General features: G+C 55.3%; 23 protein-coding genes and 1 riboswitch. Of the genes, 11 read left to right on the top strand and 12 right to left on the bottom strand.

The genetic code is table 11. The annotated features are described in order from the left end of the window. Positions 1 to 5: 5 nt before the first annotated feature. Genes ACTJKZ_RS11565 through ACTJKZ_RS11555 form a run of 3 tightly spaced genes read right to left on the bottom strand, consistent with a single transcriptional unit; the run spans position 6 to position 3000 of the window. Positions 6 to 845 carry a carbohydrate ABC transporter permease gene (locus tag ACTJKZ_RS11565; RefSeq protein WP_440829603.1) on the bottom strand — a complete coding sequence of 280 codons (840 nt, stop codon included), beginning with the start codon at positions 843 to 845 and terminating at the stop codon, positions 6 to 8. Continuing rightward, complete coding sequence (locus tag ACTJKZ_RS11560; protein WP_440829682.1) at positions 835 to 1743, bottom strand: carbohydrate ABC transporter permease; 909 nt, start codon at positions 1741 to 1743, stop codon at positions 835 to 837. The genes ACTJKZ_RS11565 and ACTJKZ_RS11560 overlap by 11 nt, the downstream gene beginning before the upstream one ends. A gap of 9 nt (positions 1744 to 1752) precedes the next feature. Continuing rightward, complete coding sequence (locus ACTJKZ_RS11555) at positions 1753 to 3000, bottom strand: extracellular solute-binding protein (RefSeq protein ID WP_440829602.1); 1248 nt, start codon at positions 2998 to 3000, stop codon at positions 1753 to 1755. Positions 3001 to 3306: 306 nt separating this feature from the next. Between ACTJKZ_RS11555 and ACTJKZ_RS11550 the strand changes: the two genes are divergently transcribed. Continuing rightward, on the top strand, positions 3307 to 4476 hold the full coding sequence (locus ACTJKZ_RS11550; protein WP_440829601.1) for an ROK family transcriptional regulator: 1170 nt from the start codon (positions 3307 to 3309) through the stop codon (positions 4474 to 4476). A gap of 37 nt (positions 4477 to 4513) precedes the next feature. Here the strand turns inward: ACTJKZ_RS11550 and ACTJKZ_RS11545 are convergent, their stop codons facing one another. The 3 genes from ACTJKZ_RS11545 to ACTJKZ_RS11535 form a co-directional block, all read right to left on the bottom strand. Continuing rightward, positions 4514 to 5788 carry a Glu/Leu/Phe/Val family dehydrogenase gene (locus tag ACTJKZ_RS11545; RefSeq protein WP_440829600.1) on the bottom strand — a complete coding sequence of 425 codons (1275 nt, stop codon included), beginning with the start codon at positions 5786 to 5788 and terminating at the stop codon, positions 4514 to 4516. A 464-nt stretch (positions 5789 to 6252) separates the two neighbouring features. Continuing rightward, a complete protein-coding gene (locus tag ACTJKZ_RS11540; RefSeq protein ID WP_161734681.1) occupies positions 6253 to 6642 on the bottom strand; it encodes a DUF1090 domain-containing protein in 390 nt (129 codons plus the stop codon). 121 nt (positions 6643 to 6763) lie between these two features. After that, positions 6764 to 7534, bottom strand: coding sequence for a MerR family transcriptional regulator (locus ACTJKZ_RS11535; protein WP_161734678.1), 771 nt, complete (start codon positions 7532 to 7534; stop codon positions 6764 to 6766). A 360-nt stretch (positions 7535 to 7894) separates the two neighbouring features. On the opposite strand from ACTJKZ_RS11535, the gene ACTJKZ_RS11530 reads away from it, so the two are divergent. Beyond that, positions 7895 to 8290, top strand: coding sequence for a hypothetical protein (locus ACTJKZ_RS11530; RefSeq protein ID WP_222925750.1), 396 nt, complete (start codon positions 7895 to 7897; stop codon positions 8288 to 8290). 43 nt (positions 8291 to 8333) lie between these two features. On the opposite strand, the gene ACTJKZ_RS11525 is transcribed toward ACTJKZ_RS11530, so the two are convergent. Continuing rightward, the gene (locus ACTJKZ_RS11525) at positions 8334 to 8807 is read right to left on the bottom strand and encodes a nuclear transport factor 2 family protein (RefSeq protein ID WP_440829599.1); all 474 of its coding nucleotides are present in this window, start codon (positions 8805 to 8807) and stop codon (positions 8334 to 8336) included. A gap of 55 nt (positions 8808 to 8862) precedes the next feature. Further along, complete coding sequence (locus tag ACTJKZ_RS11520; protein ID WP_033735722.1) at positions 8863 to 9297, bottom strand: 6,7-dimethyl-8-ribityllumazine synthase; 435 nt, start codon at positions 9295 to 9297, stop codon at positions 8863 to 8865. Positions 9298 to 9687: 390 nt separating this feature from the next. Between ACTJKZ_RS11520 and ACTJKZ_RS11515 the strand changes: the two genes are divergently transcribed. Next, positions 9688 to 10395 carry a phage antirepressor KilAC domain-containing protein gene (locus ACTJKZ_RS11515; protein WP_161734668.1) on the top strand — a complete coding sequence of 236 codons (708 nt, stop codon included), beginning with the start codon at positions 9688 to 9690 and terminating at the stop codon, positions 10393 to 10395. 133 nt (positions 10396 to 10528) lie between these two features. On the opposite strand, the gene ACTJKZ_RS11510 is transcribed toward ACTJKZ_RS11515, so the two are convergent. Continuing rightward, complete coding sequence (locus tag ACTJKZ_RS11510; protein WP_161734665.1) at positions 10529 to 11326, bottom strand: MetQ/NlpA family ABC transporter substrate-binding protein; 798 nt, start codon at positions 11324 to 11326, stop codon at positions 10529 to 10531. Positions 11327 to 11599: 273 nt separating this feature from the next. Here ACTJKZ_RS11510 and ACTJKZ_RS11505 point away from each other — a divergent pair, with 273 nt between their 5' ends. Together ACTJKZ_RS11505 and ACTJKZ_RS11500 are read left to right on the top strand one after the other, a co-directional pair. Continuing rightward, entirely contained in the window at positions 11600 to 11983 is a 384-nt protein-coding gene (locus ACTJKZ_RS11505; RefSeq protein WP_161734662.1) for a cupin domain-containing protein, read from the top strand. A gap of 166 nt (positions 11984 to 12149) precedes the next feature. Continuing rightward, positions 12150 to 12731 (top strand): DJ-1/PfpI family protein, encoded by a 582-nt coding sequence (locus tag ACTJKZ_RS11500; RefSeq protein ID WP_161734659.1) that lies wholly within the window; start codon positions 12150 to 12152, stop codon positions 12729 to 12731. Positions 12732 to 12793: 62 nt separating this feature from the next. Here ACTJKZ_RS11500 and ACTJKZ_RS11495 read toward each other — a convergent pair whose 3' ends face one another. Together ACTJKZ_RS11495 and ACTJKZ_RS11490 are read right to left on the bottom strand one after the other, a co-directional pair. Next, positions 12794 to 13480 (bottom strand): molybdate ABC transporter substrate-binding protein, encoded by a 687-nt coding sequence (locus ACTJKZ_RS11495; protein ID WP_260058523.1) that lies wholly within the window; start codon positions 13478 to 13480, stop codon positions 12794 to 12796. Further along, on the bottom strand, positions 13480 to 14529 hold the full coding sequence (locus ACTJKZ_RS11490) for an ABC transporter substrate-binding protein (protein WP_222925751.1): 1050 nt from the start codon (positions 14527 to 14529) through the stop codon (positions 13480 to 13482). The genes ACTJKZ_RS11495 and ACTJKZ_RS11490 overlap by 1 nt, the downstream gene beginning before the upstream one ends. Before the next feature lie 286 nt (positions 14530 to 14815). After that, positions 14816 to 14914: riboswitch (guanidine-I (ykkC/yxkD leader) on the top strand. 60 nt (positions 14915 to 14974) lie between these two features. On the opposite strand from ACTJKZ_RS11490, the gene ACTJKZ_RS11485 reads away from it, so the two are divergent. The 6 genes from ACTJKZ_RS11485 (at position 14975) to uca (ending at position 22757) form a co-directional block, all read left to right on the top strand. Beyond that, complete coding sequence (locus ACTJKZ_RS11485) at positions 14975 to 16030, top strand: putative urea ABC transporter substrate-binding protein (RefSeq protein WP_440829598.1); 1056 nt, start codon at positions 14975 to 14977, stop codon at positions 16028 to 16030. A 24-nt stretch (positions 16031 to 16054) separates the two neighbouring features. Further along, a complete protein-coding gene (locus ACTJKZ_RS11480; protein ID WP_161734650.1) occupies positions 16055 to 16870 on the top strand; it encodes an ABC transporter permease in 816 nt (271 codons plus the stop codon). Then, complete coding sequence (locus ACTJKZ_RS11475; RefSeq protein WP_222925838.1) at positions 16867 to 17652, top strand: ABC transporter ATP-binding protein; 786 nt, start codon at positions 16867 to 16869, stop codon at positions 17650 to 17652. The genes ACTJKZ_RS11480 and ACTJKZ_RS11475 overlap by 4 nt, the downstream gene beginning before the upstream one ends. Further along, complete coding sequence (locus ACTJKZ_RS11470) at positions 17649 to 18377, top strand: urea amidolyase associated protein UAAP1 (RefSeq protein ID WP_440829597.1); 729 nt, start codon at positions 17649 to 17651, stop codon at positions 18375 to 18377. Before ACTJKZ_RS11475 ends, ACTJKZ_RS11470 begins: the two co-directional genes overlap by 4 nt. Positions 18378 to 18387: 10 nt before the next feature. Further along, positions 18388 to 19023, top strand: coding sequence for an urea amidolyase associated protein UAAP2 (locus ACTJKZ_RS11465; protein ID WP_440829596.1), 636 nt, complete (start codon positions 18388 to 18390; stop codon positions 19021 to 19023). 128 nt (positions 19024 to 19151) lie between these two features. After that, on the top strand, positions 19152 to 22757 hold the full coding sequence (gene uca, locus ACTJKZ_RS11460; RefSeq protein WP_440829595.1) for an urea carboxylase: 3606 nt from the start codon (positions 19152 to 19154) through the stop codon (positions 22755 to 22757). A 104-nt stretch (positions 22758 to 22861) separates the two neighbouring features. Here the strand turns inward: uca and ACTJKZ_RS11455 are convergent, their stop codons facing one another. Beyond that, on the bottom strand, positions 22862 to 23767 hold the full coding sequence (locus ACTJKZ_RS11455; RefSeq protein WP_440829594.1) for a LysR substrate-binding domain-containing protein: 906 nt from the start codon (positions 23765 to 23767) through the stop codon (positions 22862 to 22864). Positions 23768 to 23774 lie beyond the last annotated feature (7 nt).

Below are 23774 nucleotides of genomic sequence, written 5' to 3'. Positions count from 1 at the left end.
GGTTCTCATCCCTTACTCCCACCGCTGGTAAGACCGCTGACCAGCGTCTTCTGCAACCAGATGGCAATAAACAGAGGCGGCACTGACGCCAGAATGCCAATCGCTGCGATCAGCCCGTCATCGGTGGCGCGTCCGGCGGTAAAGCCGGCAATCGCGACCGGCAGGGTCTGTGCCGAAATATTGCTGGTGAACAGCAGTGCATAGAAAAACTCATCCCAGGCAAGCAGCCAGCCAAACAGGGCAGCCGCGCCCAGTACCGGCTTCGCCAGCGGCAGCGTGATGCGCAGCAGAACCTGCCAGAAGCGCAGGCCATCCAGCCGTGCCGCCTGTTCGATATCTTGCGGCAGCGAGTCAAACTGATTCTTCAGCATCCAGGTCAGGAACGGCAGGATCAGCGAGCAGTAGACCATCACCAGACCGGGACGGGTGTTGAGCAGCCCAAGCTGTTGCAGCAGAAAGTAGAGCGGCAGCACAAACGCCACCGGCGGCACCATGTAGATCGCCAGTGCGCCGGAAAGCCAGGCATCGCGACCGCTGTAGCGTGAGAAGCTGAAGGCGGCCGGTATCGCCAGCAGCAGCGAGATCGCCGTGGCAACCGTCGCCACCAGCACACTGTTGCCCAGCGCATGCAGGAAAATGTTGCCCGGCTGGTTCGGTGCCAGCGAAACCAGTCCCTGATAGCGACTGAAATCCCACTGACGTGGCAGCCATTCCAGTGGCACGCGGGAAAGATCGCTGACGGAGCTGACGCTCATCAGAAAAAGCCAGCCCATCGGGGCCAGAATGCTGATAGCGACCAGCAGCGCCGCGCCGTAACGCAGCACCCGGCGCAGTTTAGTTTTCATAAGCGGAACTCCTGCGGCGCTGATGCCATAACATCAGCAGGTAAAGCGTGATTAGCAGAGCGCACATCAGGGTCATCAGGATCGCGTGAGCGGCACCGCTGCCGGCACGCAGGTAGCTGAAGGACTCCTGATAGACGAAAAAGCTCAGGGTTTTGGTACTGTCCACCGGCCCGCCGCGCGTCATCACGTAGATAATGTCAAAGATCTTAAAGGCATCGATGGTACGTAACACCAGCGCGACGCCCAGCGGCGCGACAATCGCAGGAAAGGTAATGGCGCGGAAACGACGCCAGGCAGATGCGCCATCCAGCCGTGCCGCTTCAAACAGATCTTCGGGGATCGACTGTAGCGCTGCCAGCACCAGCAGCGTAACCAGCGGATAGTTTTTCCAGATATCCGCGAACATCACCGCATTAAGCGCCGCGTCCGGCGAGCCCAGCCAGCTGCGATAGCCATCAATAATGCCGAGCTGGCTGAGCAGGGCGTTGATGCTGCCGTAATCGGGATTGAAGTTGAGCCGCCACATCATGGCGTTGACGATGGTCGGCAGCGCCCACGGCAGAATCACCAGCACCCGCAGCACGTTGCGCCCGACGAATTTCTGATTTAGCAGCAGCGCCACCAGCACGCCAATGACGCCTTCAAAAGTGACAGACACCAGCGTGAAGTAGAGCGTGCGCCAGATAGACGCCCGAAAATCGGGATCGCTCAGCGCATAGAGGTAGTTTTCCAGACCAATCCAGGCAGGCGTTTCATCGCTGCCAATCAGCGCAGCATCGGTAAAGCTGAGCCAGATGGTGCGCAGCAGAGGCCAGGCGGTTAACAGCAGCATCACCAGCAGCATGGGTGCCAGCAGCACCCATGCCTGACGCTGTTCGCGTTGACGCAGACTCAGCATCATGACTCCTTAACGCAGCCGGGCGGCGCTTTTGTCCACCGTCGCCATCGCGTCCTGCGCCGGTATTTTACCCAGCAAGACCTGCTGTAACTGCTGCTGCAGCTGGTTCGACAGGCGGGAATAGTCGGCGGTTTCAGGACGTGACAGCATCACGTTTAGCGATTTGTCCGCTGCGGCAATCAGGCTCTCCTGATCCTTTTTCACCGCCTCGTCCTGATAAGAGGATTTCCAGATCGGCAGGCTGAGCTTCGCATACTGATTTTGCACCGGCTGTGAAGTCATGTACTGAATATACTGCCACGCTTCGTTAGCATGCGTGCTGCCTTTGGTGATCCCCAGACCCATCGAACCATTCACCGCACCCACTTTTCCTGGCACATCACCCGGCGCAGGCATGATACCAACATCACCGGCTACTTTGCTCTGCTTAGGGTCGTTTGCCATGTTGTACATGTAGGTCCAGTTGAGCGCGAACGCCGCATCGCCATTCGAAAACGATTTGCGCACGTCCTCTTCCAGATATTCACGGGAAGCCGGGTTACTCAGGCCATCGTCGAGCGAGCTTTTCATCAGGTTCAGCGCCTTGAGTGAAGCCGGGCTGGAGAAGTCGAGCTTGCCATTCTGATAGAACTGCCCACCAAAGCCTGATACCAGCGTGGTGTAGTCACACACCAGCGCTTCCGCCTGGGACCAGCTCCAGACCAGCGGGTAAGTCACAATCTTTTTCTCTTTGATGATTTTCGCGTCATCCAGCACCTGCTGCCAGGTCTGCGGCGGGGTGGTTATGCCCGCTTTCGCCAGCATTGCTTTGTTGTAGTAAAGGTATTTGGTATCAAGGATCCACGGCATCCCCAGCGTTTTACCCTTATAAATCACGGTGTTCATCGCGCCCGGAAAAACCTTCTCTTTCTCCTCTGGCGTAATGCGCGCGCTGACATCCTGCAACAGATCGAAGCGGGTAAATTCCGCTGGCCAGATGGCGTCGAACAGCACCACATCATAGCCATTGCCGCCTGCGCCACGCGCCGCCACAATCTTATCGTGCAGCGCTTCATAGGGAACAAACTCCAGATTGACGGTGACATCCGGATGCTGCTTCTGAAAATTCTGCGTCATCGCGCGAATGTCATTCTCGCTATAGGCCGCCTGGGTCATAAACAGGGCATTAATCTGGCTGGCTGCCGCCGCGCTGCCTGCGCTTAACATCAGTAAAGCGGCAAAACCGGCTTTCAGTTGAGGGGTATAACGCTGTGACATGGTCTTCTCCACTAGGTGACAACAGGGCAGCAACAGGCTGTCGGTTAATTAAATCAATTTGATTGATTTAATCAGGGGCGTAATTCTGGTCAGTGGGTGAACTGACCTGTCAGTATCAAGCAAACGGCGTGCCACAAGATTAAAAACTACGCAACAGTACTGTAACAACGCTAAAAAACAGACTGCGCTTTTATGGCAAAATTGCCTATTCTGATGCGCGGGATTTGTGTGCAGGATCAAAGATATTGTTTGCCCGAACGCTTTCAGAGACCAATACTGTCGGGTCGCGCTGTAATGGAAAACAACATGAAAACCTCGGGTACAAACCTTGAACATGCGCGGGCGCACAACCGGCGTGTTGTGATTGAAGCCATTCGTCTGCACGGAGAGCTGACCCGTGCCGAACTGGCGCGCATGACGGCACTGACGCCGCAGACCGTATCGAATATCGTGGCAGAACTGGAGCAGGCCGGACTGCTGACCAGCCGTCAGCCGCGCCGCAGCGGGCGCGGTCAGCCTTCGATTCCGGTCACACTCAATCCCACCAGTGCGTGGTCGATTGGCATTCATCTTGATCACCAGACGCTCTTGCTGGTGCTGGTCGATCTGAGCGGTGAAGTGCATTTCCGCCGCCTCATGCTGGTGCAAAAGCCCCAGCCTGCTGCCACCCTGGCGTGCATTGCTGGCGTGCTGGAGGAGATGCGCGCTTTTCTGGGCTCGCAGTGGAAGAAAGTACTGGGGATCGGCGTGGTGATGCCGGGACCTTTTGGCGTGGAGGGCATTTCATCCGTCGGACCGACCACGCTCAATAGCTGGGAGCAGGTGGATATTGAAGCTGAGCTGGCCGCTATCAGCGGGCTGCCGGTAACGCTGGAAAACGACGCCACGGTCGCCGCCATCGGTGAACGCTTTCACGGTACGGCGCGCCATCTCAACTCATTTATCTATCTCTACATCGGCACCGGTCTGGGTGCCGGCATCTTCACCGATGGCCACATCTATACCGGTCATGCTCATAATGCTGGAGAGATTGGTCACATTGTGGTGGAGCCGGGCGGGCGTGACTGCTACTGCGGTAATCAGGGTTGCCTGGAACGTTATGTCTCATTACAGGCCGCCTATGAATTCTGTGGTCTCGATCCGATGCGGGCGCTGCCTGAAGATCTGCTGCAGATTGAACCGGCGCGTTTCACCGCCTGGATTGAGAGCGTGATAACGCCCTTGCGCCAGGCAATCAATATTCTGGAGTCAGTGTTTGATGCAGAGGCGGTAATTATTGGCGGGATGATGCCTGCGCCGTTGCTGGATCAGATGGTCGCGCGCCTGCCGCCGCTTTATCAGTCGGTGCGTGGACGTTACCTGTTAGATATGCGGCTGAAGAGGGGCATGACCGGCAGCGATACCGCTGCGCTGGGGGCCGCCGCGTTGCCAATCTTTGATGAATTTAATCCGCAGTTTCAGGTGCTGATGAAGTAGAAAAAAGGCGCTATTGCAGACAACAGCGCCATAAGCATTAACCCGGGTAGATACCGCGATCTTTACGCGCCATCAGGATCCGTTCACACGCCACGATATACGCCGCAGTGCGCAGCGAGCAATCCTTCTCCTTTGACTTCTCCCAGATATGAACCATCGCTTCGGTCATAATCTTATCAGAGCGACGATTGATCTCATCTTCACTCCAGAAGAAGCTGGCCATGTCCTGAACCCATTCGAAGTAGCTGACGGTCACGCCGCCGGCATTACAGACCACATCCGGCACAACGATAATGCCGCGCGTTGCCAGCATATCATCGGCATCCGGATAAGTCGGACCGTTTGCGCCTTCCAGCACGATTTTGCAGCTGAGGATCTCTGCCCGCTCACGGGTAATCTGACCTTCCAGCGCCGCCGGGATCAGGATATCCATCTCAGTGGTCCAGAACGCCTCTTTCTCAATACTTTGTGCGCCCGGAAAACCGGCAATCTGCTTATTGGCGATCTGCCATTCGGTCAGGGCAGCCATATTAATGCCGTCTGCATTAAACAGGGTCGCGGTGTGATCCTGAATCACCACTACACGTGCGCCTGCTTCATCAAACAGGCGTGCCGCTTCGCTGCCGACGTTACCAAAGCCCTGAACCGCCACGCGGGCACCTTCGATTTCAATACCTGAACGACGAGCCACTTCACGGCCGGTAATAAACACCCCACGGCCAGTGGCTTTTTCACGGCCCAGCGAACCGCCCAGGTGAATGGGTTTGCCGGTGACCACGCCGGTAATCGTGGTGCCGTGGTTCATGGAGTAGGTGTCCATCATCCACGCCATCACTTTGCTGTTAGTGCCGACGTCCGGTGCCGGAATATCTTTTTGCGGTCCAATGATGATGCCGATCTCGCTGGTATAACGACGGGTCAGCCGTTCAAGTTCACCCTCAGAGAGTTTGAAAGGATCGACCCGGATGCCGCCCTTAGCCCCACCGTAAGGAAGGTTAACCGCCGCACATTTGATCGTCATCCATGCAGATAGCGCCATGACTTCATTAAGATCGACATCAGGATGATAGCGAATACCGCCTTTACCCGGGCCGCGTGAAAGGTTGTGCTGAACGCGATAGCCTTCAAAATGGCGAATCGAGCCATCATCCATCTGAAGAGGAATGTCGACAATCAGTGCGCGTTTTGGATGCCGCAAAGTATCTATCCAACGTGAAAGATCGCCAAGATAGGGCGCAACCCGGTCGATTTGCTGTAAGTAGGTGGACCAGGCAGATGTGCTGCTTTCAGACGCATAAGATAACTTATCCATAAAAAACCTTTCTTAATGAAGTTATTTATTGTGTGGAGCCGTGGATGGTGAGCGCATTGTATGGCGCGGACATAATCTAACACTTCTGAAACAAATAAGATGGGGTATCCGCCCTGGAAAAGTGCAGACATGCCCCTTTTTGGGGCGCGTGTAGTGAATAGATTTTGAGAGATGCCCTTTAAAGACGAATAATAATGCGCTACGGGTGCGTACAGCCTGCATATAAGGGGGGGCTCGCTATCTTTCAATTCTTTGAGGACGTTCAAAAAGTTAAATAATTGATCTTAACTTCATTGACTTTGCCGCACCAATTAAGTGCATGAGAATAAGTAATAGAAGGATTACCTTAAGTAATGGGTTGAGCGGAAAATAAGCAGCTTAATCATCTGGTTAGAACAGACAGGAATGATAAGGCGAGAAAAATAAAATTGGCGGGCCAGCGCCGCAAGGCTGGCCCCGAAGCATTACTGCCGCAAAGCCTGTTCGGCTTCTTTCAGCTCTTCACGCGCTTCTGCCAGCTTATCTTCGCGCTTCTGAATCTTGCTGGCACTACGTCCTTCCGCTTTCGCTTCTGCCAGCTCCTCTTCACGCTCCTGCACCTTAAACTTTTTCTCTGCTACTTTTTCCTGGCGCTGCTTTAACAGGCTCTCTTCAGTGCAGTTCTGATCCACTTCACGCAGCGCTTTTTCAAGGCCGGCAACCTGATGGGTATTATTGTGCTGGCGGGCAAAGGAGAGCTGTGTCTCAATCTCCTGCTTTTTGGCAGCACAACCGGTCAGATTAGAAGCCGCATGCGCAGCGGTGAAAGCGAGTGGTGACAGGCACAGAGTCAGGGTCAGTAAAGTCTTTTTCATCGTAGTCTCGTCAATGAGTCAGGGTTGAGACTCCAGTATACGTAGCCACCTTAAGAGATTCTTAACGAAAAAAATTATTTACTGGCGCGGAAAAGCAGGGGAATAGTGAAGCTGCCTGCTATCAGGCAGCGCTGGAAGAGGAGGTTTGTGAAAAATGCAGATTACGATCAGGTCCACTGAGCATGATCGGAAAACCATCCTGACTCTGCTGGTCATAATAGTCCTGCATCACCTGACTGATCCCCGCACCACACCACATCACATGATGCTGATGAATGGCGGTTTTAATGGCAGGCTGTCCAGTGGCACGCGAGTCAACCGCGACATTAAAGCCCAACGCCGTCAGACGAATTGCCTCCAGCCAGATTTCCGTTTTATCCAGTACGCTTACCGCTTCCAGAAACAGAGGAACGGACGATTCACTGCGCGATGAGACACGCATCACTTTGTCCGCCTGCTGCTTAACGGTTTTCTCAAAACGGTCAAGGCGTCGTGCCGCGCCCTGACGGTGGTCGGCATAGAGCCAGACGCTCAGCGGTCGCAGCAAATTAATGATTAAATCATCACCGCTATAGTTACTGGACATGTCGTGCATCTGACGTGAAAGCGACAACGGTGTGCCAAATTCAAGCTGCCAGAGCATGTCGCCCTTGCGCGCCGCCCAGCCGTAGGTCTTAACCGATGAGGCGTCCTGCTGACCCTGCCTGATCTCATTAAGTGTTGCACCGGTTGCCGTCAGGCCAACCAGAGTGTGGATTTCGCTGAGATGAGCATTGCTCCACTCGTCAGCATTCTGCTGTGATGTCAGTAATCCCTGCTTCATCCAGCGCTTCAGATTCGCAGGATGCGTGCCGGTTATCGCACAAACAGTATCAGTAGTATGAAATTGCATATCGTGCCCTCTGCTGAGGGAAAGGCCGCCGGAATTAACCGGGGATGAACAACCACTATGAACCTTATAATCGTTAATTAACAGCGTTAACGCCTGTTAAAAGCGCTAAATAGCACCAATCACGCTGCGCTTATTCGGGTTTTTGAACAGGTTAAATTCAGGGTGATCAGCAGGTTAAATGCGTGATGACTCATCATAAAAAGACTGTGTATTTATTCAGTAAATATTCTTTACGCAGATAGTCCGCAAAAGCAGCGCTGTTTTATCCATTTTAAGAGCATGCTGACTTCACACCCCCTTACATCCGGCCTGCAAACCGCTAAAATAGTTGGTTCTGATGATCAGGAGAAAGAGTGTCCAATGCGTTATCGTTTTACTCTCGCCGTTATGACGGTTGCTGCTGTACTGACCGGCTGTGCGAAACATGCCGCCAGCGAAGCACCAGATGAATTTGCTGCTGGTCCGACACAGATCGATGTCTCGCATATCAAGACCCGTGCGGATGATGGCTCCAGTGTATTCCTGACGGTAGATGGCAAAGACGCTGGCAGATTGCCGAATGGTGAAAGCAAACTGCTGCATGTGCCGGCGGGTAAGCATCAGGTCGGTGGGTATGTGCCGACGCTGTTTGGTATGGGCCGTGTCACTATTGCGCCAGTTGAAGTGACCACGTCACCTGAAGATGTCAAAAAAGTGGCCTATACGGTCACCCGCAATAAAGCGACCTTTGTCGAGAACAAGGGCGAGCAGGGCTGAGTTATTAACGGCGGAGAGCAGCGCTCTCCGCTGGAAACGGCTGTTATAAACCGAGCTCGCTTAGCGAAGGATGGTCATCCGGGCGACGCCCCTGTGGCCAGTGAAACATCCGCTGTTCTTCGCTGATTTTCAGATCGTTAATGCTGGCAAAACGCTGCGTCATCAAACCCTGCTCATCAAACGCCCAGTTCTCGTTACCATAAGAGCGATACCACTGTAGCTGCTCGTCGTGCCATTCATAGGCAAAGCGCACCGCAATCCGGTTCTGGTCAAAACTCCACAGCTCTTTAATCAGCCGATACTGGTGCTCCCGCTGCCATTTTTGCTGCAGGAACGCGACAATCTCTGCCCGGCCGGTCAGAAAGGTATCGCGATTACGCCACCGGCTATCTGCGGAATAGGCCAGCGCCACACGTTCAGCATCGCGACTGTTCCAGCCATCTTCAGCGAGCCGTACTTTTTCCATTGCCTGTTCAGGCCGTGTAAATGGCGGTAAGGGCGGGCGTGAATTTTTCAACTTTCTCTCCTCAACGGCGCGGGCAGATGCGTTATCCGCATCCATGACAGGTTAATCAGAGGTCGAGCGCGTGGATCTGACAGACAGCGCGTGCCGCTTCCTGACCTTTTTTAACAAAGTGCTGGGTATAGAAATCGATGAACTCGGCCGATGGCTGGAAATTATGTGGTGTGAGTGACACGGAGAAGACGGGCACGTTAGTCGTCAGCTGCGCCTGCATCAGACCACTCACGACCGCCTGAGCGACGAAATCATGGCGATAGATGCCGCCATCCACCACCAGTGCCGCACAGACAATCGCATCGTAATTGCCGGTCTGTGCCAGACGTTGCGCCAGCAGCGGCATTTCAAAAGCGCCAGGAACATCCCATGTTTTAATCTCGTATGAGGCTCCGCGACTTTCCAGTTCCTGTTCAAACCCGGTCAGAACCTGAGAAACAATTTCGCTGTGCCAGTTAGCTTTGATAAAGGCGACTTTCAACGGCTGCATGACTTACTCCAGTAATAGATAACATTCAGTGGTAACGGGCCAGACTGAGCCTCAGCACACCGAATCAAAATAGTGAGCATCGCAGGTCAGTAACCTGCTGAGAGCCTTCACTATACTGCAATGTAAAGAGTCTGTGTCCATCATTGTGATTATATGTAAATAACAGATGACATCATTAGCCTTACTGGCCGCATGAAAAAAAGTACGCCTGCCATCGATAGCTCGTCCTGAACACGTCTCCCAGACCGGAAAACGCTTTCTGCTCCCATGTTTGCGTAACCGGTTCCATTTACGTTATTGCTTAAATAAAATACTGGATATTTGAACAGGTGTTTGTATAATAAATGGACTGCCCGCCGGGTATTGGTAGCGTTAGCGAGGGGTGAACCCATGATGATTTCGACTGAAAGCCTCAAATCTCTGGAACAATCGGTCACAATGAGCAGCCGTGAACTGGCTCAGATGACCGGCATTACACACGGAGAAGTGAAGCGGTTAATCAAAAGTCTGGAAACGGCTCAGCGTCTTTCTCAGCCACTCAAAGTAAATGACTATGAGCGGGATGGAGAAGTGCGCCAGGAGTATCGTCTCAGCAAGCGTGACTCTCTGCTGGCTGTAGCACGTCTTTCCCCGGGCTTTACGGCTGAAGTGCTGGACCGCTGGCAGGATCGTGAAAAAACCACGCATCTGCCTGACTTCACTAACCCGGCTGAAGCGGCTCGCGCATGGGCTGAGCAGTTTGAACAGCGTCAGGCAGCTGAGCAGCAACTGGCCCTTTCGGCTCCCAAGGCGGCGTTCTTTGATAGCTTCGTGGAAGTTGACGACTCGCTGGGCTTTCGTCAGCTCTGCAAGATGCTGAAAGTGAAAGAACCAGAATTCCGCCAGTTCCTGCTGGAGCGCAACATCATGTACCGCGCCAAAGGAACCCTGACGCCGCAACACTACCATATGCAGGCGGGCTACTTTACGCTGCATACCGGCACCGGTGAAAACCAGCACGCTTTTTCTCAGGCGCGCTTCACCTCAAAAGGGGTGAAATGGGTGGCGAGTCTGTGGGCAGGGCATCTCTCTGCTCAGCCTAAAGGTGCAGCTGCGTAACTTCACCTCTGGCTTTCCTGACGGTCGCCTGTACGCAACCGTGCCGACAGACGTGCAGATTAAAGGGCAGATATAAAAAAGGCCGCATCAGAGTGCGGCCTTTTTTGATCGTTCAGGGTCGATTAAGGGCGATTTACCAGCCTTTAATAGCATCACCTTTATAGACTTCTTCCGCTTTCGCCGCGACTTCCGGTGACTGCAGCGCAGACTTCAGCTTCTGAATTTTGTCGCTGTCTTTATTATCTTCACGTGATACCAGTGCATTGACGTAAGGCGACGAAGCACTTTCCATAAATAAACCATCGCGGTGTGCTGATAATCCAGCCTGAGCCGAGAAGTTGGTATTGATGATGGATAAAGAGACGTTCGGATCATCTAACGTGCGGGTCAGCTGTGGCGTGTCCACTTCAACCAGCTTCAGATTTTTTGGATTTTCGATGATATCCAGCGAGGTCGGTAAATAACCCACACCGTCTTTCAGTTTAATCAGACCCTGCGCCTGAAGTAACAGCAGGCTGCGTCCCAGCGTGGTCGCCTCGTTAGAGATCGTCACAGTAGCGCCATTCGGCAGTTCACTGATGTTTTTGATTTTGTGCGAATAGGCCGCAATCGGGAACACGAAAGTCTTGCCTACCACCGCAAATTTATAACCGCGCTCTTTCGACTGATCTTCAAGATAAGGCAGGCTCTGGAAGGCGTTGGCATCAACCTCTTTGTTATTCAGTGCTTCGTTTGGCAGCACATAATCATTGAAGTTAAGAACTTCAACATCGAGCTTGTATTTATCTTTGGCAACCTGCTGTACCACCTGCCAGATTGCTTCATCCGGCCCGGTATTAATCGCGACTTTAACTTTGTTATCGTCGTCTTTAGAGCAGGCGGATAATAATAAAACAGAACTGGCGAGTAATGCCGTAAACAAACCTTTCATTATCAGAAATCCCTCAGATAGTAGATGGCTTCAAAGATAATACAGAACGCACAGGTTGCGTACTAACGGCGGAATATATCTTATAACCGCAAAGCAAATTTCGAACATTAATTAACCACCCACTCTGCTGGCTCAATCATTCCCGCTATTTTTTTGCACTGGCTGACTGATCGTTTACTGGTTCATCACGTATGAAACCCTCAGCGCCATTTTCTTCTACGCTTACTGCTCAGTCACTACTGGCATTCTATTAATTAACAACAGGGATTAACCATGTCAAAGCAGGATAACAAGATTAACGCAGTCGAAGTGATGCGCAGCGGCCAGGCCTGGAACGGTGAGGTGATTAATGCTTATCCCACCGGCGAACCTGAACTGACAGTGATGCGACTGTCACTGCCTGCCCATACGTCATTGCCCTGGCACACCCACCCGATGCCGAATGCGGCGTTTATTCTTTCCGGCACCCTGATTGTTGAGGATAAAGAGAGCGGCGAACAGCGCACGTTCACAGCAGGTGAAGCTCTGAATGAAACGGTTAACAGCGCGCATCGTGGTTACACTCTGGATGAACCCGCTGAACTGGTGATCACGTATGCCGGTGTGAAAGGACAGGAACTGACCGAGCCGCTGCCGGGAGAACCTGAAGAGTTTTAGGTGGCGGCTTTTGACATAACTCATGACGGCCGTGTTTCCGCTTCCGCTTTTTAGCCCTGAACTAAACCCCGCCCGGATTTGATTCGGATCAGTAAACGGTGTGCCTGCACAGACCAGGATGAACATTCTTTGCTCCATCCACACCCACAATGTAAAAGGATTTTTCATGGATAAGAACGTTGCTCTGCTGCTCGCGCCCGGTTTTGAAGAAGCTGAAGCCATTATCACGCTCGATATTCTTTCACGGCTTGGCGTTCGCGTGACCACTGTGGCCTGTCAGCCTTACCGGGAAGTGACCAGCTACCATCAGGTGAAGGTCGTGGCTGATGAGCTGCTGGAGGAGAATTGCGAGCGGCTGTTTGATGCGGTGATTGTGCCAGGCGGCCCGGACGGCAGCAAAAATCTGTCAGCGAATGCTGCGGTGATCGATTTTATTCGCCGGCATGATGAAGCGGGTCGTCTGGTCTGCCCAATCTGTTCCGCAGCGGCCAGAGTGCTGGCACCTCACGCGCTTTTAAAGGGACGGCGTTATGTCAGTTCCGGCACCTCTTCAGAGGGTGTGACCGATGGCGTTTATGTTAATGCATCGGTTGTGAAAGATGGCAATCTGCTGAGCGGACAGGATCTGGGCGCGGCGTTTGATTTCGCCTTCGCCATCGCTTTTACTCTGACAGGTGAGGGCGACAAAGCCACCGAACAGGCGGAACACATCAGTCATAAGCTTAAGGTGGATTTCGCTAAGCTCTGATTCGATTTTTCGCCCCCGAAGCGTCAGGCTGACGGGGCGCAAAGTCATAGCAAGAACGCTTTTTATTCACAACCAAATCCCGCATCCCGTAATACCCCTTTTGCCTGCTCTGAACCTAAGAACGTCGCCAGCTTTTGCGCCTCTGGCGTGATGACCGCACAGGCATAGCGTGCAACAGGATTAACAGCCGCCGGAATATCCAAAACCGTCAACCCCGCAGCCCGACTCAGGGCTGTCCGATAGCTGGCATAGCCGATAAACAGATCCGCCATATCCGCCTGAATAATCCACTCTGCTGCCAGCCTTCCTGTGGGAATTACTGGTGAGTCACGCCCGCCAGCAAGTGGGAGGGCGCGCTGGCGCACCGCTTCACCGGCATTACCCATCCGGGAGAAAAGAACCTGCGTATAGTCACCCGACGGGTCGGTACCAGGTGTGGACGTGGCGATTCGCAGCGAGTCACGGGTGAGCAATGTGAACCAGTCGTCTCCAGGCAGAAGACAATCGCTGCGCACCGTAATACAGAGCCGGTTGCTGGTAAACGGCATGACTGCCAGCGCGCGTCCGGCAGCCAGCAGCGTCTGCGGATGATCCTCACTGGCTGAAGCAAAGAGGTCGCACGACTCACCGGCCTCAATCCTTTCGCGGAGCAGGCCGGCGGGCCCAAAACGGGTGTCAACCGGCGCCGGAAAGTACGCCATTAGTGCTGGCCAGACGCCTTTCAGGCTGCCCGCCGCCAGTATCTGCATCACTCTGGCCCCTGATAAGTGGTGCGATAAAAATGCTGATACCAGCGGTTAGCCAGCGTGCTCATGTCGACATCCTGAAACTTCTGCGGATAGAGTTTTTTTGCCATCCACAGCTCGCCAATCCCCATCGCTTCCGGCATCGGATAGCCCCAGGCTTTTGCGTAGTCAGGCATCAGATAAACGCGATGATTTTTTACTGCATCAATGGCCTGCCATTGCGGCGAACTGTTGATCTCATTGATGACAGAAGGATAGCGATCCTGGACAAAAATCACCTGCGGATCCCAGGCGATCACCTGCTCCATCGACACAGTTTTAAATCCTTTCACGGTCGCCGCAGCAACGTTAACCGCTCCCGCATGCTGCATCATCAGACCGGTATATTTCCCGGAACCATAAGTAGTCAGTTCCGGATTTGCCATATAGGCGCGAATACGTTTTTCCGCCGGAATATCTTTCAGCCGGTCGCTGACGATTTTGCGCCCCTGATCGGTAGCCTCAATCAGCGCTTTCGCTTCAGCGGGTTTATTGACGATCTCGCCAATCAGCGTAATGCCGTCGCGCAGACCTTTGTCATAGGCCATTTCCTCATCAGTGAGGGTCGGATTCATTTTGTCCTGTTCACCCGGCAGGCCATGACGCAGCGAGATAGCCACGACAGGGATCCCCAGCGCGGTAATACTGTCGATCATCTCATGCGGGGCATAGTTGGTGACAAACACCACCTGCGGATGCAGCGCCACCAGCTTCTCCGGATCAACGTGCGTCAGATCGCCAAGCGTAGCCATAGGGTTCAGCTCAGGGGCCAGTCGGGCATAGCCGTCGCCGAGTTGCTGCTTCCAGTTCGCCATCACCCCGACGATTTTATCGGTGGCGTTCATCTGCACCAGCAGGTTCAGCGTCTGATGCTGAAGCACAACAACGCGGTCAACGTGGTCAGGAATCGTAACCTGGCGGCCAATCTGGTCGGTGATCTGGCGTGAGGCGTGGGAAGAGAGCGGGAGAAATATCAGTAAACCGAGTGTGCATACCTGCCAGAAGCGCTTCATTAACTATCCTCGAAAATCGTTATGCATTGGATTATATAGCGATAGGTGATGTGCGTCACGGTCCGGGTCATTATTTTGGGACAGCAGCAGGTAGAAAAAGAGACTGACTGTGCAAATCGCCCTTATCCCCACCACAGCACTGATTATGTGCAATGCCCGTTGCTGGTTCACCATCCCGGTGCTTCCTGTACCAAAACTCGTCTACCTTACTGATATGACTTACTTTAATTTCTGGCACGCCATTTGCTCAAGTCTTAGCAGTAAGCAGCGTATGACACATTGATAGCAAATAGCTGGCTAGGGTTCCGGTTCACGCAGGTGAATGTCTGGTCCGAGAGCTGGCGACCTCTGCGAGGTTACACGGCGGGACAAAAGCCCGGGAGACAGCGGCACCATCTGGTGTCCTGCGCTGCTCCCGTTTTTTTGTGCCAACCAGAGGTCAATCATGAAGAAATCCCTCCTCCTGACGCTGATTCTTTCGCTGACACTGCTGGTCAGTGCGCCGTCTTTCGCCGCCGTCAAAAAAGAGTTCAACATCTGCTGGACCATTTACGCGGGCTGGATGCCCTGGGGCACCATCAGCAATGAGAAGATCATTGATAAATGGGCCAGCAAATATGGCATTAAAATCCACATCACTCAGCTCAATGACTACATCGAGTCGATCAACCAGTACACCGCCGGGCAGTTCGACGGCTGCACTATGACCAATATGGATGCCCTGACCATTCCTGCAGCCGGCGGCATTGATAGCACGGCGCTGATCACCGGCAGCTATTCGGATGGTAACGACGGCGTAGTCCTGAAAGGGGAAAATAAAAAGCTCAGCGATCTGAAAGGGATGTCGGTCTATCTGCCTGCGCTGTCAGTGTCGCACTATCTGCTGGTACGCGGGCTGGAGAAGGCCGGACTGCAGGAAAAAGACGTTAAAGTTGTAAATACCTCCGATGCCGATATTGTCTCAGCGTTCGGCACCAGCAACGTTAAAGCGGCTGTGGCCTGGAACCCGCAGCTTTCGGTCATCAAAAAGACACCGCTGACGACAGAAGTGTTCAGCTCATCGGCCGTGCCGGGCGAGTTAATTGACATGATGGTGGTCAATACCGACACCCTGAAAGATAACCCCGCACTCGGCAAGGCGCTGACCGGAGCCTGGTTCGAGATGATGGCGAAGATGCAGGCCGGAGACACCCAGGCGCTTAGTGCCATGGCGGCCGATTCCGGTACGGACCTCACCGGTTATAAGGCACAGCTGAAAACCACCCACCTGTTCTGGACGCCAGCCGAAACCCAGACCTTTGTCTCATCCCCTGAACTGGCGAAAACCATGCAGCGCGTCGCTGCGTTTTCCTTTGATAAAGGATTACTGGGTGAGGGCGCGCAAAGCGCTGACTTCATTGGTATGCGCTTCCCTGGCAAGGTCACCGTCGGCGACACCGCAAACATCAAACTGCGCTTTGACGACAGCTATCTGAAGCTGGCCGCTGCGGGCAAGCTGTAATCACCGGACTCAGGAGTTTCTGCCATGCGCCACATCAACCGCTATCCCCGGCAGGGAATGCGCCTGACGCTGATGCTGTTACCGTTTGTGTTGCTTATCGCCGCGTGGTTTATCAGTTCGGCAGTGCGTCTGGAAGCCAATCCCCACGACAAACTGCTGCCCGGCCTGTCGCAGATGATCGCGGCCATCGACCGGATGGCGTTCACGCCGGACAAGCGCAGCGGGGAGTATCTGCTGTGGGTGGATACGTGGATTAGCTTGACTCGTCTGCTGACTGGCCTGGCGCTCTCTTCGGTAATTGGCTTGTGCATCGGCATTGCTGCGGGCGTCTTTCCGATGACCCGCGCGGCGCTGTCACCCTTCATGACCGTGGTGTCGATGATCCCGCCGCTGGCGCTGCTGCCAATGCTGTTTATCGTCTTCGGGCTGGATGAGCTGTCAAAAGTGATGCTGATCGTCATCGGCATCACACCGATGCTGGCACGCGATCTGGAACATCGGGCGCGGGAAATCCCCGCAGAGCTGTTTATCAAAGCACAAACCCTGGGTGCGAACAGCTGGACGGTGGTGCTGCGGGTCGTGCTGCCGCAGCTGTTATCCCGGCTGATTACGTCGCTGCGTCTGCTGCTGGGATCGGCATGGCTCTTTCTGATCTCCGCCGAAGCCATCTCCGCGACTGCCGGGCTGGGTTATCGCATCTTCCTCGTCCGCCGCTATATGGCGATGGATGTGATCATTCCTTATGTCATCTGGATCACGCTGCTGGCGTGGCTGATGGACCTCGCGCTGCGTCAGCTGCACAAAACCTTTTTCCCCTGGGCGGAAGGAGGCCGGGAATGAGTTTTATCGATATCAAAAATATCTGGCAGGAGTATGGCGACCACGTGGTGCTGGAGCGCATCAATCTGCAGGTGAAAGAGGGCGAGTTCTGCTCGCTGGTGGGTGCGTCCGGCTGCGGTAAGTCGACGTTTTTACGCCTGCTGCTCGGTCATGAGAAGCCAACGCGGGGAACGATCACGCTGGATGGCGAGCAGCTGCCCGGAGAGCCGGATCGCAGCCGTGGCGTGGTGTTTCAACGCTACTCGGTTTTCCCTCATCTCAACGTGCTGGATAACGTCACCATTGGCCTCGAACTTCCGGCGTCACCCTTTATCGGGCGGCTGTCTGGCGCCCGGAAACGCCAGGCCCGTGAGCAGGCAAAACAGATGCTGGAGAAAGTCGGGCTGGGCCATTCGCTGGATAAATATCCGGCGCAGCTTTCCGGCGGAATGCAGCAGCGGCTGGCCATTGCGCAGGCGTTTGTGATGCAACCACGCGTGCTGCTGCTGGATGAGCCGTTTGGCGCGCTGGATCCCGGCATCCGCAAAGATATGCATGCGCTGCTGCTCCAGCTGTGGAGCGAAACCCGGATGACGGTGTTTATGGTCACGCATGACCTTGCCGAAGGCTTCAATCTGGGAACCCGGCTGCTGGTGTTTGACAAAGTGCGCATCGACCCGCAGGCCCCCAATGCGTGGGGTGCGCGTATCACTTACGACATCCCGCTTAATGAAACGCGGCTGTCGCAGCTGACGACCGGCAGCAGAAACAACATTTACCCTTTAAAGGAGACCGCTCAATGACAGATCTTTTTCATTCAGCCCCGAGCGTGCGCGAAGAGCCGCTGCCCGGTGGCGCGCATACCTCGCTGATTCTGCGTAAAGGGCAGATCCTGCGCCTGACCGACATTGAGGGCGGTGCGAACGTCAGCATGATGATGCTCAATCCGCACGAGAAAAGTGAACGGCTGAATCTGCCGGACACCCTGAAAGGCCAGCACACCGCCCGACTGACGACCGGCTACTGCTTCTACTCCGATATGGGGCGCGTGATGGCCGGGATCGTTGCGGATAGCTGCGGCTGGCACGATCCGTTCGGCGGCGTACTCAACGCGGCGGAAACACAGGAAAAATACGGTGCCGGGCGCTATCAGGAGCTGCGCAACGGTTTCTATCGCAACGGCGTAGATAATCTGCTGGTTGAGATGGGCAAATGGGATCTGGGTCTGGAAGATCTGCTGATGGTCGTTAACTTTTTCAGCAAGGTCACGGTTGATAACCAGGGCCGCTTCGGGTTCAGCGCAGGCAATAGCCAGGCGGGTGATTTCGTTGAGCTTTACGCGCCCATGGACGTGCTGATGGTGCTGACCGCGCTGCCACATCCGCAGGATCCCGCCACTGACTATCTCCCGCGTCCGGTCCAGTTGAGCTGGTATCAGGCTGACGATATGCAGGTTGTAAGCGATGCGATTGCGAATCGCGGTGAAAACCAGCGTGCGCTTCAGAACACCCAACTTTTTGCCCTGTGAGGAGGCTGCGATGACCCTTATTAACTCTGATCGTCGTCCTGAAGATGCTGTCTATCGCCACGTAATCCCGGCAGGCGAGCCGTGGCTGTTCGAAGTCAAAAAAGGACAGACACTGCGCCTGCTCGACCTCGAAGGGAATCAGGCAATTGATACCCTGTTTTACAACAGCGATAACCCGCGGGAACGCTACGATCCTCAGCGCACGCTGCGTCGTCAGGGAAACGTCTATCTGACCACCGGCAGCGTGCTCTATTCGAATCTCGGCAATCCGCTGATGACGATCGTCGCCGACACCTGCGGTCGTCACGATACCCTGGGCGGAGCCTGCTCGCAGGAGAGCAACACTGTGCGCTATGCCCAGGATAAGCGCTACATGCACAGCTGTCGGGATAACTTTCTCTGTGCCTGCCTGCACGATGGCCGCCTTCACAAACGTGATATCGGTGCCAACATCAATTTTTTCATGAACGTTCCGGTCACGCCTGAAGGCGGTCTGACCTTTGAAGACGGCTTATCTGCGCCCGGCAAATATGTCGACCTGGTGGCTGAATGCAACGTAATGGTGCTGATCTCCAACTGTCCGCAGCTGAATAACCCCTGTAATGGCTGGAATCCGACACCCGCCGAAGTGCTGGTGTGGAAGTGATATGGCCTTGCGCACTGACCTTCTGAACATTCCGCCGACGTACGCCGCTTAAGTGCCGGTCAGCCCCGGGGACGGCCCCAGGGAATATCGAATTTTGCGGGACGACCCGCATCCCTGAGAGTTCGCCTATGTTTGATACCTTACTGATTGCCAATCGCGGCGCGATCGCCTGTCGCATCCTGCGCACGCTGCGGCCCATGCAGATGAAAGGGGTCGCCGTTTACTCCGAAGCCGATCTGAGCAGTTTACATATCCGCGAGGCGGATGTGGCGCTAAGCCTTGGCGAAGGCCCGGCTGCACAAACCTATCTGGTGACGGAAAAGATCATCGCCGCCGCGCAGCAGAGCGGGGCGAAAGCGATCCATCCTGGCTACGGTTTCCTTTCGGAAAATGCCGCCTTTGCGGAAGCGTGCGAGGCTGCCGGTCTGATTTTTGTCGGCCCCACACCGCAGCAGTTAAGGACCTTTGGCCTGAAACATACGGCCCGCGCGCTGGCGAAGGCCGAAGAAGTGCCATTGCTGGAGGGCAGTGAGCTGCTGGCGGATGTCAGCGAAGCCTGCCGCGCCGCAGAGCGTGTCGGCTATCCGGTCATGCTGAAAAGCACGGCGGGCGGTGGTGGTATTGGGATGCGCGTCTGTCGTGATGCAAATGAACTGTCCGACGCGTTTGAAACGGTCCAGCGCCTCGGCCAGAACAACTTCAGCGATGCCGGAGTATTTCTCGAAAAATATATCGAACGCGCCCGTCATCTTGAAGTGCAGATTTTCGGTGACGGGAAGGGCGAGGTAATCGCGCTGGGCGTACGCGACTGCTCGGTACAGCGGCGTAACCAGAAAGTGATCGAAGAGACGCCAGCGCCGAATCTGCCCGCAGGTATGGCGGAGGCTTTATGCGCGGCGGCTATCGCGCTGGGAAAAGCGGTGAACTATCGCAGCGCCGGAACGGTTGAATTTGTTTACGACAGCGCATCACAGCAGTTCTATTTCCTTGAAGTGAATACCCGCCTGCAGGTTGAACATGGTGTGACAGAGCAGGTGTGGGGCGTGGATCTGGTGCAGTGGATGATTGAGCTGGCGGCAGGCAATCTTCCGCCGCTAAGCGTATTAGCCGCCACGCTGAATCCACAGGGCCATGCCGTGCAGGCGCGCATCTACGCGGAAGATCCGGGACGGCAGTTCCAGCCTTCACCCGGACTGTTAACTGAAGTCCATTTCCCGGCGGCCGACGGTAAAAACCTGCGCATCGACCGCTGGGTGGAGGCCGGATGCGAAGTCCCGCCATTTTTTGATCCAATGCTGGCCAAAGTGATTGCCTGGCATCCCACACGCGAAAAAGCTATCGCCGCACTGGCACAGGCACTGACGGAAACCCGCCTCTATGGCGTTGAAACCAACCGCCTCTATCTGTTGCAGATCTTAGCCTTTGCGCCTTTTACCGCTGGCGACCCCTGGACACGCTGCCTGGAGCAGCTCGGCTATCAGGCTGCAACGGTTGAGGTATTGAGTGCCGGCACCCAGACCAGCGTGCAGGATTATCCCGGACGACTGGGATACTGGGCGGTGGGCGTGCCGCCATCAGGGCCGATGGATGATCGCGCCCTGCGCTCAGGCAACCGTCTGCTGGGCAATGACGAGAGTGACGCCGCGCTGGAAATCACGCTGAACGGGCCCACCCTGAAATTTAACACGGAGATTCAGGCGGTAGTCTGTGGTGCGCCGCTCAGTGTCACGCTCGACGGCGCTGAACAGGTAATGGACGCCGTATTTACTATCCCGGCGGGCGCCACACTGAAGCTGGGCGCGATGCGTGGTGCAGGCGTCAGAAGTTATCTCTGCCTGAGCGGTGGTATTCAGGTGCCGGACTATTTAGGCAGTAAAAGTACCTTTACGCTCGGTCAGTTTGGCGGACACGCTGGTCGTGCGATGCGCAGCGGTGATGTGCTGCATCTCGCGCCGCGGGCTACGAACACAGCCGGAACACAACTGCCCACGGCGCTGCGCACACACCCCGCCACAATCCGCACGCTGCGCGTGATTTATGGTCCCCACGGTGCGCCGGAATTTTTTGCGCCGGACTATATTGCGACGTTCTTTGCCACAGAATGGGAAGTGCACTTTAACTCCAGCCGAACCGGCGTGCGCCTGATTGGGCCAAAGCCGATCTGGACACGCGACAGCGGCGGCGAAGCGGGACTGCACCCCTCAAACATCCATGACAACCCGTACGCGATCGGCGCGGTCGACTTTACCGGTGATATGCCAGTCATTCTGGGTCCCGATGGTCCCAGTCTCGGCGGGTTTGTCTGCCCGGTGACGGTCATCGAAGCGGATCTCTGGCAACTGGGCCAGCTGAAAGCCGGTGACAAAGTGCAGTTTGTTCCGGTAGATATCCCGACGGCACGGCGGCTGGCAGAGGGGCGGCGTATTGAGCTGACCACGCTACAGCCACAGGACATTCTCTGGGAGCCTGCGCCACTGATGTCGCCGATAATAATGACCTGCGGTGAAGCGGATAAACGTCTGGTCGCGCGGCTTTCAGGCGATACGCATCTGCTGCTGGAGGCAGGCGAGCCGGAGCTGGATCTGGTGCTGCGTTTTCGTATTCACGCGTTAATGCAGGCGCTGGAAGCGCAAACACGCCACGGCATTATTGATATCACGCCGGGCATCCGCTCGCTGCAAATCCACTTTCAGCCGGAGACGCTGACGCCACACGTGCTGCTGGCGTGGGTGCGCGGTGAATGGGAAACGGTCTGCATGAGTGACGACCTTCAGGTCCCCACACGCGTAGTCCATCTGCCGCTCTCCTGGGACGATCCCGCCTGTCAGAAGGCCATCGAAAAGTATATGACCACCGTGCGTCCGGACGCGCCCTGGTGCCCGAGTAATCTTGAGTTTATTCGCCGGATAAACGACCTGCCAGATGAGCAGGCCGTCTGGAACACCGTGTTTGAGGCCCGTTATCTGGTCATGGGGCTGGGCGATGTTTATCTTGGCGCACCGGTTGCCACACCGCTGGATCCGCGTCATCGGCTGGTAACGACGAAATATAACCCAGCCCGCACCTGGACGGCGGAAAACTCAGTTGGCATCGGCGGCGCTTATCTATGTATTTATGGCATGGAGGGGCCGGGCGGCTATCAGTTTGTGGGCCGCACGCTGCAGATGTGGAACCGATATCACGAAGTCGCCGATTTTGGCGGAAAACCCTGGCTGCTGCGCTTTTTCGATCAGATCCGTTTTTATCCGGTCTCTGCTGAGGAACTGCTGCAGATTCGTCGCGACTTTCCACTGGGTCGCTATCCGCTGCGCATTGAGCACAGCACGCTGAGGCTGGCGGCGTATCAGGATTTCCTTACGCGTGAAGCGGAAAGTATTGGCGAGTTTCGTGAGCATCAGCAAAGCGCATTCAATGCTGAACGTGACCGCTGGATAGCCAGCGGCCAGGCCCATTTCGACAGTCAGGAAAACGTAGCGGATGAAGGCGGTGACGCACCGCTGCAACCGGGCGAGCAGGGGGTTGAAAGTCCGGTATCCGGCAATCTCTGGCAGGTGCAGGCGACGGCGGGCAGCCGGGTGCAGGAAGGCGATATCCTGGTGGTGCTGGAGTCGATGAAGATGGAGATCCCGCTTCTGGCTCCGTGCAGCGGCATAATTCAGCAGGTCAGCGTCCAGCCAGGCAGCGCAGTGCGTGCAGGACAACGCGTGGCGGTAATCGTTGAAGACAATGCGTAACGACGATCACAACCGACCAGCCGGATAAGGTCATGCTTAAGTAACAATCTGCCGCTGCGCCCGTCAGCGGCTACATGCTGGCGGGCCATCACAGCAGCTGGGTATCAGCACCGCGCGCCCAGTTCTTTTAACCAGCCGATCATCGCCTCACTGCCAGGCTGACTCAGCGTGCGTTGCGGCCAGACAAGGTAATAGGGTTTGCTCAGCGGCAGGCAAAGATCATCCACTACCACCAGATCGCCCCGCGCCAGTTCCGCCGCAATAAGGCGTCGCTGCCCCAGCAGCACACCAGCTCCCGCGACAGCCGCATCAATCGCCAGCGAGGTCAGATTGAAGCTGAACGCGGGCTGCGGCAGCGGTTCATCCATGCCTTTTGCCTGAAACCAGCTTCGCCAGTCAGGCAGAAAACGGCCTTCATTGCCCCAGTCGAGGTGGATCAGCGGCGCCTGGCTTAAGATCGTTTCCGGCGTAAAACGATGTAACAGAGCAGGGCTGGCCACCGGCAGCACGTCATCATGAAACAACTTCAGCTTATCTGAATGCGGGTAACGATCCTCACCAAAGCAGATCACAAAATCGGCGTGCATCGCGGTGAAATCGACCTGAGAATGCGTACCGTGTAACGAGAGATCGATATTCGGGCAATGGTCGCGCCAGCTCGCCAGTTTGGGCAACAGCCATTTGGACGCCAGCGCCGGTAATGTGTAAACCGTGAGTTTTGGCGCGATGGCCGCATGGCGGATGTTTTGCTGACCCAGGTGCAAAATATCAAAGGCTTCGGTAACATAGCGCAGATACTCTTTGCCGGTTTCAGTCAGCATCACGCCGCTCTGCGTGCGCAGAAACAGCGCGCTGCCAAGTTGCTCTTCCAGCTGGCGAATCTGCTGACTGACCGCCGCCGGGGTTAAAGCCAGCTGGGCGGCGGCTTTTGCCAGGCTGCCCAGTTCGGCGGCCACTTTAAAGGACTGAATGACGCTGATTTTGGGCAACCTTGGCAATTGGGCAGGCATTAACTCT

The sequence above is a fragment of the Pantoea sp. 22096 genome, from assembly GCF_052045955.1.
In the GTDB taxonomy this organism is placed as follows: domain Bacteria; phylum Pseudomonadota; class Gammaproteobacteria; order Enterobacterales; family Enterobacteriaceae; genus Pantoea; species Pantoea alfalfae.
Note: the sequence above shows the minus strand (reverse complement) of the source record. Positions and strands in the feature narration are given on the sequence as shown.